The sequence below is a fragment of the Bradyrhizobium roseum genome (assembly GCF_030413175.1).
Classification (GTDB): Bacteria; Pseudomonadota; Alphaproteobacteria; order Rhizobiales; family Xanthobacteraceae; genus Bradyrhizobium; species Bradyrhizobium roseum.
Map to the genome: position 1 here is coordinate 750,294 of NZ_CP129212.1, position 17,369 is coordinate 767,662.

At 65.4% G+C, this 17,369-nt stretch carries 15 protein-coding genes; 9 read left to right on the plus strand and 6 right to left on the minus strand.

Features of this window, described 5'->3' with window-relative positions:
- Positions 1-54 precede the first annotated feature (54 nt).
- Both QUH67_RS03400 and QUH67_RS03405 read right to left on the minus strand, forming a co-directional pair.
- Positions 55-3,399, minus strand: a complete 3,345-nt coding sequence (locus tag QUH67_RS03400) for a hypothetical protein (RefSeq protein WP_300945237.1) — start codon at positions 3,397-3,399, stop codon at positions 55-57.
- Between the two features lie 247 nt (positions 3,400-3,646).
- Positions 3,647-4,252, minus strand: coding sequence for a PadR family transcriptional regulator (locus QUH67_RS03405; RefSeq protein ID WP_300945238.1), 606 nt, complete (start codon positions 4,250-4,252; stop codon positions 3,647-3,649).
- 136 nt (positions 4,253-4,388) lie between these two features.
- Here QUH67_RS03405 and QUH67_RS03410 point away from each other — a divergent pair, with 136 nt between their 5' ends.
- The 4 genes from QUH67_RS03410 (at position 4,389) to QUH67_RS03425 (ending at position 10,373) form a co-directional block, all read left to right on the plus strand.
- A complete protein-coding gene (locus tag QUH67_RS03410; protein ID WP_300947927.1) occupies positions 4,389-4,775 on the plus strand; it encodes a nuclear transport factor 2 family protein in 387 nt (128 codons plus the stop codon).
- Between the two features lie 169 nt (positions 4,776-4,944).
- On the plus strand, positions 4,945-6,735 hold the full coding sequence (locus QUH67_RS03415; protein ID WP_300945239.1) for an acyl-CoA dehydrogenase C-terminal domain-containing protein: 1,791 nt from the start codon (positions 4,945-4,947) through the stop codon (positions 6,733-6,735).
- Positions 6,736-6,798: 63 nt separating this feature from the next.
- Positions 6,799-8,007, plus strand: a complete 1,209-nt coding sequence (locus QUH67_RS03420) for an acetyl-CoA C-acetyltransferase (protein WP_300945240.1) — start codon at positions 6,799-6,801, stop codon at positions 8,005-8,007.
- Between the two features lie 152 nt (positions 8,008-8,159).
- A complete protein-coding gene (locus tag QUH67_RS03425) occupies positions 8,160-10,373 on the plus strand; it encodes an FAD-dependent oxidoreductase (RefSeq protein WP_300945241.1) in 2,214 nt (737 codons plus the stop codon).
- Positions 10,374-10,440: 67 nt separating this feature from the next.
- Here QUH67_RS03425 and QUH67_RS03430 read toward each other — a convergent pair whose 3' ends face one another.
- Positions 10,441-11,061: a PilZ domain-containing protein gene (locus QUH67_RS03430; RefSeq protein ID WP_300945242.1), complete on the minus strand. Its 621-nt coding sequence runs from the start codon at positions 11,059-11,061 to the stop codon at positions 10,441-10,443.
- Positions 11,062-11,430: 369 nt separating this feature from the next.
- Positions 11,431-12,045: a glutathione transferase GstA gene (gene gstA / locus QUH67_RS03435; RefSeq protein ID WP_300945243.1), complete on the minus strand. Its 615-nt coding sequence runs from the start codon at positions 12,043-12,045 to the stop codon at positions 11,431-11,433.
- Positions 12,046-12,167: 122 nt separating this feature from the next.
- Here gstA and QUH67_RS03440 point away from each other — a divergent pair, with 122 nt between their 5' ends.
- The 5 genes from QUH67_RS03440 (at position 12,168) to QUH67_RS03460 (ending at position 16,038) form a co-directional block, all read left to right on the plus strand.
- Entirely contained in the window at positions 12,168-12,656 is a 489-nt protein-coding gene (locus QUH67_RS03440) for a MarR family winged helix-turn-helix transcriptional regulator (protein ID WP_300945245.1), read from the plus strand.
- A gap of 96 nt (positions 12,657-12,752) precedes the next feature.
- Positions 12,753-14,123 carry a glutamate--cysteine ligase gene (locus QUH67_RS03445; RefSeq protein WP_300945246.1) on the plus strand — a complete coding sequence of 457 codons (1,371 nt, stop codon included), beginning with the start codon at positions 12,753-12,755 and terminating at the stop codon, positions 14,121-14,123.
- A gap of 171 nt (positions 14,124-14,294) precedes the next feature.
- Positions 14,295-14,813, plus strand: coding sequence for a PAN domain-containing protein (locus tag QUH67_RS03450; protein ID WP_300947928.1), 519 nt, complete (start codon positions 14,295-14,297; stop codon positions 14,811-14,813).
- 93 nt (positions 14,814-14,906) lie between these two features.
- Entirely contained in the window at positions 14,907-15,311 is a 405-nt protein-coding gene (locus tag QUH67_RS03455) for a thioredoxin family protein (protein ID WP_300947929.1), read from the plus strand.
- 10 nt (positions 15,312-15,321) lie between these two features.
- On the plus strand, positions 15,322-16,038 hold the full coding sequence (locus QUH67_RS03460; RefSeq protein ID WP_300945247.1) for a cytochrome c biogenesis CcdA family protein: 717 nt from the start codon (positions 15,322-15,324) through the stop codon (positions 16,036-16,038).
- Here QUH67_RS03460 and QUH67_RS03465 read toward each other — a convergent pair whose 3' ends face one another.
- Positions 16,039-16,608 (minus strand): nucleotidyltransferase family protein, encoded by a 570-nt coding sequence (locus tag QUH67_RS03465; protein ID WP_300945248.1) that lies wholly within the window; start codon positions 16,606-16,608, stop codon positions 16,039-16,041.
- Between the two features lie 38 nt (positions 16,609-16,646).
- A complete protein-coding gene (gene lepB / locus QUH67_RS03470; RefSeq protein ID WP_300947930.1) occupies positions 16,647-17,360 on the minus strand; it encodes a signal peptidase I in 714 nt (237 codons plus the stop codon).
- Positions 17,361-17,369 lie beyond the last annotated feature (9 nt).

Consider the following 17,369-nt stretch of genomic DNA (forward strand, 5'->3'; position numbering starts at 1 on the left):
CGAGGATATGGCGGCGATGCGGTTGCCTGAACAGGCCGCGGCATCGCGGCCGTCTTAATGAATGGCGGCGGTGCGCTTGGTTACAGCCGGCTTGGTCGCGGGCTTGCCGGTGGCCGGTGCGGGAGCCGAATCCCAGCCGCCGGCGGGCGAGGCGACGTTGACGGCGTCGTCGGGCTGCGGCTCCGGCGTGAAGGTCTGAATCGCGAGCCGTGCAGCCGCCAGCGACTGGACGTCGAGGCGTTTGGCGACGTCGTCGCGCTTGCGCGCGGCATCCGCGTCGCCTTGGGCCGCCGCGAGGCTGAACCATTTGAAGGATTCGGCGAGGTTCTGTTCGACGCCGATGCCGCGGGCATAGAGGATGCCGAGGTTGAACTGGCTGTCGGCGACGCCGCGGTCGGCGGCCTTGCGGAACCAGGTCGACGCGCTCTTGTAGTTGGCACCCTTGCCGCCGCCGTCGGCGTCGAGCACGGCGAGATTATGCATCGCCTTGGCGCTGCCGCGCTCGGCCGCCTGCGCGTAGTAGCGTCGCGCGATGTCGACGTCCTTCTTCACGCTGAGGCCCTTCTCGTAGAAGGTGCCGAGTCGGAACAGCGCCGGCACCACGCCGGCCTGCGCCGCGCGGTCGTACCATTTCGCGGCCTGGTCGAGGTCCGGGGCGACGCCCTTGCCTTCGGCAAAGCGCACGCCGATCTCGTAAGCCGCAGCCGGGTCGCCCTTCAGCGCGGCAGTGCGCAAGGCCGGGCCGCCGATTCCATCGGGCAGCCGCTCGCTCGGCGGCACCGCGATCATGGCCAGCCTGGCGCCGGTGGCGGGCATGGTCGTGATCGCGCCGGTGATGTCGCTGGTCGCAGCCGGCGGCGCGGAAACCGGTAGCGCCGGAGCCGGCGGGGACGTCGGCAAAGACGGCGGGACGGCGATCCGCGCGCTGTCCAGCGTGTTCGGCGCGAAGGAATTGTTCGACTGCTTCTCGACCGGCGTCGGCGACATCATCAGGGGCGCGGCCGGCAGTGTCGGCGCCGCAGGCAGGACCGGAGCGCTGCTTTCCGCAGGCGCGGGAGCACGCGCCGGAGCTGCCGGTTCGCTGGGATGTTCCATCATCGGCAGTTGCAGCCCGCTGCCGGTGTCGAGCAGCGTCATCGCCATCTTGAACGTGCCGAGCACGATCACGACCACGCTCGCGCCGATCAGCAGCGAGCGGATCTTGGTCGACATTGTGGAGGGGACCTTGTCGTCCGCCTTCTCGCTAGCCTTGGCCTTGTCGCCGCCCTTGTCCTTCGAGGGTTTTGCGCGTCCTGGCTTCTCGAGCGGCGGCGCGGCGGCGGCGGCCTGCGCGGCGCGGCGGGCGGCGGCAATGAAGCTCGACGAACTGACCGGCTCTTTCGGCGCGGCGGCGATCTCGCTGATCGCGCTTTCGGAAGCCGCGATCCGTTCTGACGGCGAAGACATCCGAACCGGCGGCCGGGTACCCGGCTCGAGCGGATGATCCGGCGGCAGGTCCGGCGCGATGGCGGCGCGCGGCGCGGCGGCATGCGGCTCCAGGATGTCGCTGATCGCGCGCGGCGGCACCGGCGGGGCGGCGGGCACAGCCGTCTCCGCGACATGGAACTCGCGCGGCGCGGCGGCAAATTGCTCGTGCGCGCTGGACTGCAGCGCCGCGGGGTTCGGCAGTTCCGGCTTCGACTGCTGCGGCCAGGTCTGCAGCGGCGTCATCGGGCGGGGCAATTCCTCGCGCACTTCGATCGGCGGCGACGACAGGGGCGCAACCGGCGGCGCGGTGCGAACCGTACGCAGATCGCCTTCGATCGTGGACAGGCGGTCGACCACGTGGCCGAGCGTGCTGTTGACGGTCTCGAGCGAATCCTGCGTGCGGCGGTCGGTTTCCGTCTGGCTGAAGCGGATGTCGGACAACTCGCGCTTCACCAGATCGACGATGCCGGGGTCCATCGACGGGCCGGTGTCGGCGGGAGGACGATTGTTGGAATCGGCGAGCGCGACCAGGCTGGCGTGCTGGCGTTCCAGCGAACGCAAGATGTCGTGCAGGCCTTCCTCGACCCGCCCGAGATCGATGGCGGGCGTGGCGGAAGAGCGGTCGTTGCCGGAAGCTTCCAGGCGCTCGAGCAGGTAGGATACCCGCTGCTCGAGATGGGCAAACGCCGACGCATTGTCGCTGCCGGCCGGGATGCGGTCGAGCCGTTCGGACAGCGTGCGCACCGCATTTTCCAGCAGTTCGGAATGTTCGCTGGCAGCCGGCGGCTGCCTTGATTCCACGGTCGCGGTCAGCGCGGTCAGGCGCTGCTCGATCATGTTCCAGGCGTCGCTGTTAGCGTCGAAGCGCGGAAGCTGATCGACCTTGGCCGACAGCGTGTGCACGTCCTGGGCGAGCCGGGCCAGCGCGTCGTTGGAGGCGACGTTGGAGACGATGCCGCGCAACGCTGCGATCGCGCTTTCGAGCTGGTGCACGGTCGACGGATCGTCGTTCGAACGCAGGATCAGGTCGAGCTTGGCGCCGAGATTGCGGATCGCCTCGTCGTAGCCGGCCAACTGCTCGGCCGGCGTCAGCGAGCGCAGCACCTCGCGGATTTCGCCGAGCGCGCGTTCGATGCCGGCCAACGTCTGGCCGTCGCTGCCGTGCTGCTTGTTTTCGTCGATACGGCGGGACAGCGAGCGGATTTCGTTTTCGAGCGATTCGATTTCGCGGCGCGGCACCGCCTCGGTGATGGCCTGGCGGATCTCGGCGAGTTCGCTGCGGAACGCCGCGATCGATTCTTCCAAATGATCGGGACGATGCAGCGCCTCGATCTGGCTGGTGATCTTGAGCAGATGGCGCTCGAGCGAGGAAAAGTCCGGACCGGCCGGCGCGGCCTGCGCCGCACCCGTTGCCGATTGGCGTGGCGCCTGGCGCTGCGGCGGAGCGTCGAGTTCGTTCTGGCGGGCGACGATTTCGGCGATCGAAAAATCCATCGAGCCCGGGCTGAGCGGCGGCGAGGGGCGGTAGACCTGGGCGGCGGCGCGCTCGACAACGTCGGACTGACGCTGCTTTTCCTGCATCTGGGCCTGCCGGGTCGGCGCGGGGTTCGAGATCTGCGACAGTCGCGCGTCGAGGCGCGAGATGGCCTCGTTGAGCTGGCGGGCCACCGTCGGCTCGCTGCGGGTTTCGCGCGCCGGCCGTGAGATGTGCTCGATCTGCCGGGTGATCGAATCCAGCCGCTGGTGAATGTCGGCCACGTCAGGCATCTGCCGCGGCGCGGAAGACGCGCCGTAGCTGGGCGAGGCCGGCTCGCCGACGGTCGAATTGAGCCAGTCGTTCAAGGTCATGCCGGCGCGGCGTGCCGCCGCCTCGGCCCTTTCACGGACGGAGGGATCAATGCCGTCAACACTCCACGATACGCGCGAATTCATGCTTTCGTCCGGTTCCGCTTCGGCGCCCCACCAGCGCCATCAGCCTCCCCGCGCGTCCCAGAGTAGAGACAATCTCATTTCGGCGCGGGTCGCCTGCCTCAGCGTCGACTTTTTCGCGTTACGGTAAAGAACGGGTTAAAGAACGGGACGGACCGCGCCAAAAGTTACCGGCGGGGGCGAGTCCATCGCTTGATCCGGATTCAAGAATATCGAAAACAACCCCATGCACAGTAGGCAGGGGCTTGATCTAGCCGCTGTTTTCGCGGTCGCCGCGCAGGCCTTCTTCGATCGGCACCACGTTGCTCCGTTCCGCGCTGGCGGTGAGCGCGGACAGCGCCTCGATCGCCTCCTCGCACCACTCGGCCACCGCGCGCTCGTGCGCCAGGCCGATGCGCAGCCCGAGCAGCTTGCCGAGGTCGGCGGGCGGTGCGGTGCCGTCGGGGAAGCGTTTGTTGAGCAGGCGCTCGTAGCGGGCAAACCGGTCGCGGTGGTGCTCCAGCCGGGCCATCAGGTCGGTGCGCAATGGTTCGACATCGACGCTGTCGAGCGCATAGAGCCGCACCAGCAGGTCGTCCTTGATCGAGGCGGGTACGCTCGGCCGCGCGGCCCAGTTCCGCAGCGCGGCGCGGCCCTCCGGCGTCAACGTATAAACCAGCTTGTTCGGCTTGCCCGACTGCACCACCTCGCGGCCCTGGATATGGCCGCGGTCGCGAAGTTTGGTCAGTTCCCGATAAATTTGCTGGTGGTCGGCCTTCCAGAAGAATCCAATGGAATTGTCGAACGTCTTGGCGAGCTCATAGCCCGTCATCGGACGTTCGGTCAGGCAGGCAAGGATCGCGTCGCCTAGCGCCATGACGCCGGCCTCCGAGTTTACAGCGATTGACTTTATGCATAAAGTTGCATATGCGTCAATGCGCATAAGCGCCGGAGCGATCGGTTCCCCGGCGGTAGCTCAGTGCCCGTCAGAACGACCCGCCAGAGGAGACATGATGACCATGAGCGGCCTCGACAAGTGGTACGGCTACATGAAGTCCCATGACACGGCGGCGTTGTGGGATTTGCTGCACCCCGATGCGGTGTTCGAAAGCCCCGTCGTCCACACGCCGCAGCGCGGGCGCGACATCACCTTCAAATACCTGGCGGGCGCCGAGAAGGTGCTGGGCGGCCCCGGCTTCAAATATACCGGCGAGTGGCGCAACGACCATGGTGCCGTCCTCGAATTCGAGAACGAGATCGAGGGCATCAAGATCAACGGCGTCGACATCATCAGCTTCAGCGATGACGGTAAGATCACGCACTTCAAGGTGATGGTGCGTCCGCTGAAGGGAATCAACCTGCTGCACCGACTGATGGGGGAGCAACTCGCCAAACAGTGAGGCGCGGCTCGCGCGCCGTCGCCGTTTATGTCGCATCGGTCGATGGGATATTTGAAGCCAGCTCACTCCCCGGAATCTCTCGAACCGGATAAGGTCCGGGTCCGGTACGCCACCCGCGAATTTTATCTCGAACGCCTTCGCCACCCTTTGCCCCTGCCGGGAGAACATCATGCCGATCTACAAAGCCCCCGTGGAAGACGTCACCTTCCTGCTCAACGACGTGTTCCAGATCGACCGCTACGACAATCTGCCCGGCTTCAGCGACGCCTCCGCCGATGTGCGCGAGGCGATTTTGAGCGAGGCGGCAAAACTCTCCGAAGAGGTGCTGCAGCCGCTCAACCGCGTCGGCGACCTCGAAGGCTGCAAGCGGCATGACGACGGTTCGGTGACGACGCCGAAGGGATTCAAGGAAGCCTTCAAGCAGGTCGCCGAAGGCGGCTGGCTGGGCCTGTCGGCGCCGGCGGAATATGGCGGGCAGGGGCTGCCGGTGACGCTGAGCCAGGTCGTCACCGAATTCCAGAGCGCCGCCAACATGGCGTTCTCGATGTATGGCGGGCTCACGATGGGCGCCACCGCGGCGTTGCTGGTGCACGGCAAGCCCGAGCAGAAGAACATGTTCGTGCCGAAGATGATCGCCGGTGAGTGGACCGGCACCATGAACCTCACAGAGCCGCAATGCGGCACGGATCTCGGCCTGTTGCGCACCAAGGCGGTCAAGCAGGCCGACGGCAGCTACAAGATTTCCGGCACCAAGATCTTCATCTCGTCCGGCGAACACGACATGGCCGACAACATCATCCATCTGGTGCTGGCGCGCATCGAAGGCGCGCCGGCCGGCATCAAGGGGGTCTCGCTGTTCGTGGTGCCGAAGGTGCTGGTCAATGCCGACGGGTCGCTGGGCGCGCGCAACGGCGTGACGTGTGGCTCGATCGAGCACAAGATGGGCATCCACGGCAATTCCACCTGCGTGATGAACTACGACAACGCCACCGGCTGGCTGATCGGCGAAGAAAACAAGGGCATGCAGGGCATGTTCGTGATGATGAACGAGGCCCGCCTCGGCGTCGCCGTGCAGGGCCTTGCACAGTCCGAAGTCGCCTATCAGAACGCCGTGGCCTATGCGCGCGAGCGCCTGCAGGGCCGCGCACTGACCGGTGCGAAGGAGGCGGACAAGCCGGCGGACCCGATCATCGTGCACCCGGACGTGCGCCGCGTGCTGCTGACGATCCGCGCCTTCAACGAGGCCGCGCGCGCCATGGTGGTGTGGACCGCGCTGAAGAGCGACGTCGCCCACCGTTCCGCCGATCCGAAGGACCGCGAGGCGGCCGACGACCACATGGGCCTGATGACGCCGGTCATGAAGGGCGTGATGACCGACGTCGGCTTCTCCAATTCGGTGATGGCGCAGCAGATGTATGGCGGTCACGGCTATATCGCCGAGCACGGCATGGAGCAGTTCGTGCGCGATGCCCGCATCGCCATGCTCTACGAGGGCGCCAACGGCATCCAGGCGCTCGATCTGGTCGGGCGCAAGCTGCCGCGCAATGGCGGCCGCGCGGCGATGGCGTTCTTTGCCGAAGTCGGCGCCTTCGCCAAGGAGCACGGCGGCGATGAGGCGATGCAGCCGTTCATCACGCCGCTGTCGACCGCGCTCGGTCACCTGCAGCAGGCCACCGGCTGGCTGATGCAGAACGCGATGACCAAGCCCGACAATGCCGGCGCGGCGGCGACCGATTACATGCAACTGTTCGGCCTCGTTGCCTTCGGCTTCATGTGGGCGCGGATGGCCAAGGTCGCGCAGGACAAGATCGCCTCCAGCGGCGCAACGCCCTATCTCAACACCAAGCTCGTGACCGGCCGCTTCTTCATGGAGCGGATGCTGCCGGAAACCCACGTCCATCTCGCGCGCATCCAGACCGGCTGCGCCACCACCATGGAATTGGCGGCGGAAGCGTTCTGAGATTTCTCACCGCTGCTTCGTTCCGTCGTCTATAATATTACGAGCATCATACGGGAGGGCGTCATGCCTGAGGCATATATCTACGATCACGTTCGTACTCCGCGCGGCCGCGGCAAGGCCGACGGCGCGCTCCATGAAGTCACTGCGCTGGCGCTCGCGTCCGTGCCGCTGCAGGCGCTGAAGGAACGCAACAATCTGGCGGAGGACGTGGTTGATGACGTCATCCTCGGCGTGGTCGACCCGGTCGGCGAGGCGGGCAGCGACATCGCGCGCTTCGCGGCGCTGAAGGCGGGGCTCGGCGAATCCGTGCCCGGCGTCCAGATCAGCCGCTTCTGCGCCTCCGGCCTCGATGCCGTGAACTTTGCCGCGGCCCAGATCATGGCCGGCCAGCATGAACTCGTGATCGGCGGGGGCGCCGAATCGATGAGCCGCGTCGGCATCGGCGCCTCCGGCGGCGCCTGGCCGATGGATCCCTCGATGGCGGTGCCGTCCTATTTCATGCCGCAGGGCGTCTCGGCCGACCTGATCGCGACCAAGTATGGTTTCTCGCGCGACGATGTCGACGCCTATGCGGTGCAGAGCCAGCAGCGCGCCGCAAAAGCCTGGGACGAGGGCCGCTTCAACAAGTCGGTGGTGCCGGTCAAGGACATCAACGGCCTGACCATCCTGGCCAAGGACGAGCACATGCGACCGACCACGACGATGCAGTCGCTCGGCCAGCTGCAACCGTCCTTCGTCGTCATGGGCCAGATGGGCGGCTTCGATGCGGTGGCGATCCAGTCGCATCCCGAGGTCGAGAAGATCAACTATGTGCACCACGCCGGCAACTCCTCGGGGATCGTCGACGGCGCCGGCGCGGTGCTGCTCGGCAGCAAGGAAGCCGGGGCCAAGCACAGCCTGAAGCCGCGCGCCAAGATTCGCGCCTTCGCCAATATCGGCTCGGAGCCCGCAATGATGCTGACCGGGCCGGTCGATGTCACCGAAAAGCTGTTCGAGCGTTCCGGCATGAAGAAGTCGGATATCGATTTGTTCGAACTGAACGAGGCGTTTGCGTCCGTCGTGCTGCGTTACATGCAGGCGTTCGATATCGATCCGTCCAAGATCAACGTCAATGGCGGCGCGATCGCGCTCGGTCATCCGCTCGGCGCCACCGGGGCGATGATCCTCGGTACCGTGCTGGATGAGCTGGAGCGGACCAACAAGTCCACCGCGCTGGTGACGCTGTGCATCGGCGGCGGCATGGGGACGGCGACGATCATCGAGAGAGTGTGATCGTAGGGTGGGTTAGCCGAAGGCGTAACCCACCCTACCACCGCGCATGAAGCGGTGGGTTACGCTTCGCTAACCCACCCTACGCGACCGACGAATTTCAAATTCAACCGCCGCGCCTTTGATCGGCTGCCGGCACCGAGGGAGCAACCACCATGGCCTTCACGAATTTCAAGCTGGAAACCGACGCCGACGGCATTGCGCTCGTCACCTGGGACATCCCCGGACGTTCGATGAACGTGCTGGACGAGACCTCGACCAGCGAACTCGAGGCGATCCTGAAGCAGACGACGGAGGACGCCGCGGTGAAGGGCGTCGTCATCACCTCCGCCAAGGACGCGTTCTGCGCCGGCGCCGATCTATCGATGCTCGAGGGCATGAACGTCGCCTATGCCAAGATGCTGAAGGAGAAGGGCGAGGAAGCCGCCAACCAGATGCTGTTCGACCAGGCCCGCCGCTTCTCGCTGGTGCTGCGCGGCATCGAAACCTGCGGCAAGCCGTGGGCGGCGGCGATCAACGGGCTGGCGCTCGGCGGCGGCTTTGAGGTGACACTGTCCTGCCACTACCGCGTCGCGGCGGAGAATCCGAAGACGCGCCTCGGTCTGCCCGAGGTGAAGGTCGGCCTCTTCCCGGGTGCCGGCGGCACCCAGCGCGTGCCGCGGCTGGTGCCGCCGCAGGATGCGATGACGATCCTGCTCAAGGGCGATCCGGTGACCGTCGAGAAGGCCAAGGCGCTCAATCTGATTCACGCCGTGGTGCCGGCCGCTGACCTGGTCAAGGCGGCAAAGGACTGGATCAAGGGCGGCGGCAAGGCCGTCGCGCCCTGGGACGAGAAGGGTTTCAAGCTGCCGGGCGGTCCGGTGTTCTCCAAGGCCGGCATGATGATGTTTCCGGCCGGCAACGCCATCTACCGCCGCGAGACCTATGACAATTATCCGGCGGCGCGCGCCATCATGAGCTGCGTCTATGAAGGCCTGCAGTTGCCGATCGACGCCGCGCTGCGCGTCGAGTCGCGATACTTCACCAAAGTGCTGCGCTCCAAGGAAGCGGCGGCGATGATCCGCAGCCTGTTCCTGTCGATGCAGGAGCTGAACAAGGGCGCCCGGCGTCCGGCCAACGTGCCGCCGACCAAGATCAAGAAGGTCGCCGTGATCGGCGCCGGCTTCATGGGTGCCAGCGTCGGCTACGTTTCGGCGAAGGCCGGTCTCGACGTCGTCCTGATCGACCGCGACCAGGAGAGCGCCGACAAGGGCAAGGCGCACGCCAAGAGCGTCATCGACGGTCTCATCGCCAAGGGCCGCGCCAAGCCGGCGGAGGCCGACGCCATCCTGTCGCGCATCACACCGACCGCGGACTACGCCACACTTGGGGATTGCGACCTCGTCATCGAGGCGGTGTTCGAGGATCGCAAGGTCAAGGCGGACACCTTCGCCAAGGCGCAGCAATATCTCAAGCCGGACGCGATCTTCGCCTCCAACACCTCGACGCTGCCGATCACCTCGCTCGCCGAAAGCTTCAAGGAGCAGGGCAAGTTCGTCGGCATCCACTTCTTCTCGCCGGTCGAGAAGATGATGCTGGTGGAAATCATTCTGGGCAAGAACACCGGCGACGTCGCGCTGGCTGCCGCGCTCGACTATGTGCGGGCCATCGGCAAGACGCCGATCGTCGTCAATGATTCACGCGGCTTCTATGCCAACCGCTGCGTCGGCCGCTACATCGCCGAAGGCAACGAGATGTTTTTGGAAGGCGTGCCGCCGGCGATGATCGAGAACTGTGCCAAGATGGCCGGCATGCCGGTCGGCCCGCTCTCGCTGTCGGATGAAGTCGCCCTCGATCTCGGCCTCAAGGTCATCAAGGCGACCGAAGCCGATCTCGGCCCCAACGCCATCAACCCCGACCAGAAGAAGCTGATGGTGGAGCTGGTCGAGAAGCAGGGGCGTCTGGGGCGCAAGAACAGCAAGGGATTCTACGACTACCCCGAGAAGGGCAAGGGGCAGAAGAGCCTGTGGCCGGGTCTCTCCGCGCTGCAGCCGAAGCAGCTCGATCCGGATACGCTCGACATCGAGGAATTGAAGCAGCGTTTCCTGGTGGTGCAGGCGGTGGAGGCCGCGCGCACGGTGGAGGACCACGTCATCACGGATCCGCGCGAGGCCGATGTCGGCTCGATTCTCGGTTTCGGCTTCGCGCCGTTCACCGGCGGCACGCTGTCCTATATCGACTTCATGGGCGCTCGGAAGTTCGTCGAACTCTGCCACAAGCTCGAGGCCAAGTATGGCGCGCGCTTCACCCCGCCGAAACTGCTGGAAGACATGGCGGCGAAGGGCGAGACGTTCTACGGCAGGTTCGCGCCGAAGAAGGCCGCGGCGTAAGGCTGCGCAGCAAACACAGCGTCGTCCCTGCCTTCGCCGGGACGACGGCAGAGTGTGGGCTAACCCCTCAAACCATCCGCGGCTGCACGATCAGGCTGTTCAGCTCATCGCGGCTCTGCGGCTTGGCGAACTTGACGGCAAATCCGTCCGGCGCGTGGCGGATGACGCGGCCGACGCAGGCGCCGATGGCGAGCGGCGTTCCGATCGGGGGCTGCAATTCCGACGTCACGGCGACGCCCGACTTAGAGGCGTCGATGACGAAGCAGCTGTGAATGGCGCCGTCGGCCAGTGTCAGGGTGGTCTGCGCGGCTTTCGGGACGAAGCGCGGCGCATTGCGGACGTCGACGATGCTGGCGGGATCCTGGGTCTTCTTCTCCAGCCAAGTGAGCTTGTTTGCGAGCTTCGCGCGCATCGTCTGCGTCATCTCGAGTTCAAGCAACACACCGCCTCGCGCGGTGTCGCTGATCATGCCCTCGAAGTTGCCGATGTCGCGGAAATAGGAAATGAGATTGTCGCCGACCTTGCCCGCTACGGGCATGTCGACGATCATCCGGAACGGCGAAACGCGCGTCGCGCGGCAGGTGAAGGTGCGAAGCTTGCCCTGCGGATCGTACCAGTTGGAAAGCACATAGCTGCCTTCCATCACGATATCGACGGCGCGCTGCTTCAGGAATCGCTCGATGGACACGACCGGGCCTCACGGAGAGTACAATACCGCTTCAGCAGATTTTCGATCGTTGTGGTGAAGCACTGAACGATGAAACGCGGCATTGGCCGGATACGACATGCCCGGCGGATATCCTCGAAGTTACGAGCGAGTCGCTAAAAAACCGTGATATTTTGCTGCATTTTGTAGGCTTCCGGCTCGTTACTTCTACGTATTTTTACAGGGTATTCGCGATTTTTGGATGAGGTTCTGACGATCGCACAATCGGGAATTGCCGGAGATACCTTGCGCCGCCTTGCGCAAAAAAACGGGTGAGGAGTTTACATCTTCCTCACCCTTTCGATTGCAGCCATCCGTCGTCGCTGTGGTCGGCTGCGATGCGCCGGCGCCTTACGCCGCCTTCAACAGCCCTTCTTTGGTGAGCGCTTCCTGCACCTTCGGGCGGGCGGCGACGCGGTTCTTGTAGGCGACAAGATTCGGCATAGCGGAGAGGTCGAACTTCATCCGGTCCGCCCACGACAGCATCGTGAACAAATAGCCGTCGGCGACGGTGAAATCCTTGCCCATCAGGTAATCGCGGCCGCCGAGCTGGCTGTCGACATACTTGAACTTGCCCATCACCCGGTCCTTGAAGAATGCCTTGGCCTCGTCGGCGAGTACCGGCGAGAACATCGGGCCGAAATTCTTGTGCAGCTCTGCGGTGATGAAGTTCAGCCACTCCAAGAGCTTGTAGCGGTCGCCGCTGTCGCGGGCGGGGGCGAGGTTCTTCGCCGCGGCCTGGTCGGCGATCATCTGGACAATGACCGGCCCTTCGGTGATCAATTCGCCCGAATCGAGCGCCAGCGCCGGCACCTGGCCCTTCGGGTTGATCTTCAAAAAGTCGTCACCGTTCTCCAGCTTCTTGGCGCGCAGGTCGACTTTCACGAGGTCATAGGGCAGACCGGCCTCGAGTAGCGCGATATGGGGGGATAGCGAGCAGGCGCCTGGGGAATAGTACAATTTCATCGGCTTTTCCTTCCCTCGTAATTGATTGACGGGCTGACTAAATGCATCTGCATGGAATAGTCAAGATTGATGCAGGTGCATTTAGTGCGCTACACTGATCTCCGACTGATATGGACGGGACTATGAAACGCAAACCTTCGACCGAGGCGACCGCCGCCTGGATCCGCCTGATGCGGGTGCAGAGCCGGGTGCTCGACGCCGTCGAGCAGGATCTGAAGAAGGCGGGCTTTCCGCCGCTGGCCTGGTACGACGCGCTCTTGGAACTGTCGCGCGCGCCGTCCGGCGAGATGCGCCCGGTGGAACTGGAAAAGCAGATGCTGATCCCGCAATACTCGACCTCGCGGCTGATCGACCGGCTCGTCGACGAGGGACTGGCGGCGCGGCGCGAATGCAAGATCGACAAGCGCGGCCAGTTCGTCGAGATCACCGAGGCCGGACGCGAAATGCAGAAGAAGATGTGGAGCGCCTATTCGGCGGCGATCGAAAAGCACGTCGGCTCCAAATTGTCCGACGCCGACGCCATGAAGCTTTGCGGCCTGCTTGACCGGCTGGGCTGCTCGTGCTCCGAGGTCAAGGCAGCCGCCGCCCGCGACGGCGTGCCGGCGCGATGACCGCCCTGAACTTTTTCGTTGTTGCGGACGATGCCGTCCGCATTCCCTTGGCCACTCGGCGCTTTCGGTCGAATCGCCTGACATCCGGATGTTCCCATGGCGCGTGACCAGATCGATATGAGGCCGCTGGAATCACGCGACGAACTCGTCGCGTGGTTCGAGGCCGGCATCAAGCCGCCGTCCGAGTTTCGCATCGGCACCGAGCACGAGAAGACCCCGTTCACGCTGGAAGGCCATCAGCCCGTCCCCTACGAAGGCGCACGCGGCATCGGCGCGCTGCTCGAAGGCATGCAGCTCCTGCTCGGCTGGGAGCCGATCATGGAGGGCGGCAACATTATCGGGCTCTACGACATCACCGGCGGCGGCGCGATTTCGCTGGAGCCCGGCGGGCAGTTCGAGCTGTCGGGGGCGCCGGTCGAGACCATCCACCAAACCCAGTCCGAGCTGATGGCGCATCTGGCGCAGGTGCGCGAGATCGCAACCCCGTTGGGGATCGGCTTTCTCGGGCTCGGCATGACGCCTTCCTGGTCACGATCGCAGATGCCGGTCATGCCCAAGGGCCGCTACAAGATCATGACCAACTACATGCCGAAGGTCGGCAAATACGGCCTCGACATGATGTACCGCACCTGCACGGTGCAGACCAATCTCGACTTCTCCTCCGAAGCCGACATGGTCAAGAAGCTCCGGGTATCGGTGGCGCTGCAACCGATCGCGACCGCCTTGTTCGCCAATTCGCCGTTCACAGAAGGCAAGCCGAACGGCTTCCTGTCGTTCCGATCCGAGATCTGGCGCGATACCGACAATGCGCGTGCCGGCATGATCCCCTGGGTGTTCGAGGACGGCATGGGGTTCGAGCGCTGGGTCGATTACGCGCTCGATGTGCCGATGTATTTCGTCAAGCGCGGCGACCAGTACATCGACGTATCCGGCATGTCGTTCCGTTCGCTGATGGCGGGCCGCCTCGACAATCTCGCCGGCGAGCGCGCGACCATCTCCGACTGGGCCAATCATCTCTCGACGATCTTCCCGGAAGTCCGCCTCAAGCGCTATCTGGAAATGCGCGGCGCCGACGGCGTGCCGTGGGGCCGGCTGCCGGCATTGCCGGCGTTCTGGGTCGGGCTGCTCTACGACGACCAGAGCTTGAACGCGGCCTGGGATCTGGTCAGCCACTGGACAGCGCAGGAGCGCCAGGCCTTGCGGGACGACGTGCCGCGCTTCGGCTTCAAGGCCAGGATCCGGGATCGCTATTTGTTCGAGATCGCCCGGGAGTGCCTGACGCTGTCGCATGCCGGCCTGCGCCGGCGTGGCCATATCGATCAACTCGGCCGCGACGAGAGCCGCTACCTCGAACCGCTGGAGCACATCCTGGAAGCGGGCCGGACGCCCGCCGAAGAGATGCTGGACAAGTTCAACGGCCCGTGGGGCGGTTCCGTCGAGCCTGTATACCAGGAATACGCGTTCTGACCGAAGGGCCTGCCTGAACTTTCGCGGCCGTTCATCCACCGTACAGGTTGATGGCGCTCAAATGGCCAATCAACGGTCTGTGCGGGAGGGTTTTGCCGTCCCGCGCCGCAACGCGTACTCGAAAGCAACCCGCGAATGGGGACTGGTCGCCTGCTCAGGGCGTGTGTGGTGATGCTTGCCCTCTTGGCGGCGGCCGCATCCGTGCGCCCGGCGCAGGCGCAGGCGAATTTCGACCGGCCGGGCAGCGACTATCTCAGCGCCCCCGTGACCTCGGGCGACCCGGCCGAATGCGCGCTGGTGTGCGAACGCGACCGCCGCTGCCGCGCCTGGACCTTCAGCTACCCGACCGACCTCGCCAACCGCGCGGTGTGCTGGCTCAAGAGCAACGTGCCGCCGCGGGTGCAGAGCGATTGCTGCGTCTCCGGCGTCCGTGGCGCCGGCGTGCTCGAACGGCGCAACGACGCCGTCGAAACCTCGATCGACCGCTTCGGCGGCGACTACAAGAGTTTCGACCTCAAGCGCAGCGACGGCGACGACGCCTGCAAGGCCGCCTGCGCCGCCGACAACAAATGCCGCGCCTGGACCTATGCGCGGCCGGGCTACGCCGGCAAGGAAGCGCACTGCTTCCTGAAAAAGGACATCAAGCCGCCGCGCCGGAAGGCTGGGTTTATCTCGGGCGTGGTCAGGTAACATTTCGGGCGGCTGCTTCGTACCTCCCACTGCGACGCGCGTGCTGACAAATATGGCCGGCGGCGCGGTATCAGGGAGATCGAAATGTCCACGATGAAATTCTCGCGCAGGTTCTTTCACGCGGCCGTGATCGGGGTGACGCTGCTGGCGGCAGGATGGTCGCTGCCGGCGTCGGCCGGCAGTGCGGTGCCGTTTTCCGCCGAAGCCTTCAAGGCGGCCCAGGCGGGCGGTGGCCCGATCCTGGTCGAGATCCATGCCGACTGGTGTCCGACCTGCAAGGCGCAGACGCCGATCCTGGAAAAGCTTGCGGCGGAGCCGAAGTTCAAGGACCTGAAAATATTCCGCGTCGATTTCGACGGGATGAAAGCGGCGGTGAAGGACTTCAAGGCGCAGAGCCAGTCGACCCTGATCGTGTTCAAGGGACCGGCCGAGCGCGGCCGCTCCGTCGGCGACACCAAGCCGGCCTCGATCGCGGCGCTGCTCGACAAGAGCCTGTAGCGTAACGCCGGTGGGCACGCTCGCACTGGCCTTTGCGGCCGGATTACTGTCGATCTTGTCGCCCTGCGTGCTGCCGCTGGTGCCGATCGTGCTCGGGGCCGCGGTCGCGGCCCATCCGTTCGGCGCATTGGCGCTGGCCTCGGGCCTTTCGGTCTCGTTCACGGGCATCGGCCTGCTGCTGGCGGTGGCGGGCTTCGGGCTCGGCATCGACGCCGGCTTGTTTCGCGTCGCTGCCGCCATCGTCATGATCGCGCTCGGCGCGGTGCTGCTGGTGCCGTCATGGCAGGCGCAACTGGCGGCCGCCGGCAGTCCGGTGTCGGCCTGGGCCGACCGGCAGTTCGGCGGCGTTGCCTCCTCCGGGCTCGCCGGCCAGTTCGGCATCGGCCTTCTGCTCGGCGCGGTCTGGTCGCCCTGCGTCGGCCCGACGCTGGGGGCCGCGTCGCTGCTCGCCTCGCAGGGCCGCGATCTGCCGCAGGTCGCGCTGACCATGGCGGTGTTCGGCATCGGCGCCGGCCTGCCGCTGGTGTTGCTCGGGCTGCTGTCGCGCGCCACCCTGATGCGGGTCAGGGCGCGGCTGATGTCGGCCGGCAGTCTCGGCAAAGGTCTGCTCGGCGCCGCCTTCATCCTGATCGGGGTGGCGATCGTCACCGGCGCCGACAAGCGGATCGAGGCCGCGCTGGTCGAAGCGTCGCCGCAATGGCTGACGGATTTGACGACGTCGTTCTAGCTATGCGATGGCAGGCAGCACTGTGATTTCGGGCCACAATGATTTCCAACGCGCGGCTTTCGCCGCATAGTTCGCCGCCGAAAAATTCGGCGCCGGATTGGGGCGCACGATCATCGCCGCGACATCGTCAAAGCCGTTCGGTGCGTACACCTCATAGCCATGCTCCGTGCGCCGCAGCCCGATCTGGGTGTTTTTGGTAAGGAAGCGGTCGATGCCGTCGCTCGAACGGCGCAGTTCGGGATAGGGCAGGCCGTGTTTTTCGCCGTACCACAGATGCACGCGCGCCTGGTTGCGGGCCTCGACCCCGATGCCACGTTTTGTGAGGCGCTCGGCAAGCGTGCGGATGATCCTGTCTTCCGCTTCCCATGAGGTGTCGGGATCGAAATAGAACACGTCGTAATCGTTGATGCCGTAATCGACCGCGCGCCCGGTCAATACGTTCCACACCGTCTGGACCAGACATCCCGCCACCAGCCAGGAATCCGGCAGTCCGAGTTGAAACAGTTCTTCGGTAATGATGGCGTTGGCGGGATTCTTTAGAACTGCTGTGAGGAACTGGTCCTGATCCATCGGCCCGCCGCCTACTCCTCACCTGGATGACGAAAGCCTCACTGCACGGACGTAAAGAACCGCGCCAGCCGGAATCCCGACAGCCACGTCCATACCGGCTGGCTGCGCATGCCGAGATCCCAGGAGCCGACCACGGCGTCCGCCCGGCCGATCAGGCTGTCGACCGGCAGCAAGCCGACGCCGCCGTCGCGCACCGCGACGCGGCTGTCGGCCGAATTGTCCCTGTTATCGCCGAGCACGAACAATTTTCCCGGCGGCACCGTCACCTCGGGCGTGTTGTCGAGCCGGCCATTGTCGCGGATCTTGAAGATGGCGTGGCTGACGCCGTTCGGCAGCGTTTCGACAAACTTGTAGGCCCGCTCGGTGTTGCCGCGCTCGTCTTCCGCCGTGCCGATCCCGTCCGGCTTCAGCGCGGCGGCGTGGTCGTTGATGAAGAGCTGTCCCTGCCGCAGCTGGATGCGGTCGCCCGGCAATCCCACGACGCGCTTGACCCAGGCTTGCGAGCGGTCGCCCGGCCAGCGGAACACGACGACGTCGCCGCGCTTGGGCGTGTCGCCGAACAGGCGGCCGGTCTCCGGCAGCGTGATCTGGATCGGCAGCGACGACGCGCCGTAACCGTAGGGGAATTTTGACGCCACCAGCGCGTCGCCGATCAGCAGCGTCGGCTCCATCGAGCCGGACGGCACGTAGAACGGCTCGGCGATCGCGCCCTTGGCGACGAACACGATGCCGACGATCGCAGCCAGCTGCACGGCCTGGGC

Excerpts from the sequence above, each read along its gene's own strand:
- QUH67_RS03400 (WP_300945237.1), bottom strand. The coding sequence starts at position 3,399 with ATGAATTCGCGCGTATCGTGGAGTGTTGACGGCATTGATCCCTCCGTC.
- QUH67_RS03405 (WP_300945238.1), bottom strand. The coding sequence starts at position 4,252 with ATGGCGCTAGGCGACGCGATCCTTGCCTGCCTGACCGAACGTCCGATG.
- QUH67_RS03410 (WP_300947927.1), top strand. The coding sequence starts at position 4,389 with ATGACCATGAGCGGCCTCGACAAGTGGTACGGCTACATGAAGTCCCAT.
- QUH67_RS03415 (WP_300945239.1), top strand. The coding sequence starts at position 4,945 with ATGCCGATCTACAAAGCCCCCGTGGAAGACGTCACCTTCCTGCTCAAC.
- QUH67_RS03420 (WP_300945240.1), top strand. The coding sequence starts at position 6,799 with ATGCCTGAGGCATATATCTACGATCACGTTCGTACTCCGCGCGGCCGC.
- QUH67_RS03425 (WP_300945241.1), top strand. The coding sequence starts at position 8,160 with ATGGCCTTCACGAATTTCAAGCTGGAAACCGACGCCGACGGCATTGCG.
- gstA (WP_300945243.1), bottom strand. The coding sequence starts at position 12,045 with ATGAAATTGTACTATTCCCCAGGCGCCTGCTCGCTATCCCCCCATATC.
- QUH67_RS03440 (WP_300945245.1), top strand. The coding sequence starts at position 12,168 with ATGAAACGCAAACCTTCGACCGAGGCGACCGCCGCCTGGATCCGCCTG.
- QUH67_RS03445 (WP_300945246.1), top strand. The coding sequence starts at position 12,753 with ATGGCGCGTGACCAGATCGATATGAGGCCGCTGGAATCACGCGACGAA.
- QUH67_RS03450 (WP_300947928.1), top strand. The coding sequence starts at position 14,295 with ATGCTTGCCCTCTTGGCGGCGGCCGCATCCGTGCGCCCGGCGCAGGCG.
- QUH67_RS03455 (WP_300947929.1), top strand. The coding sequence starts at position 14,907 with ATGAAATTCTCGCGCAGGTTCTTTCACGCGGCCGTGATCGGGGTGACG.
- QUH67_RS03465 (WP_300945248.1), bottom strand. The coding sequence starts at position 16,608 with ATGGATCAGGACCAGTTCCTCACAGCAGTTCTAAAGAATCCCGCCAAC.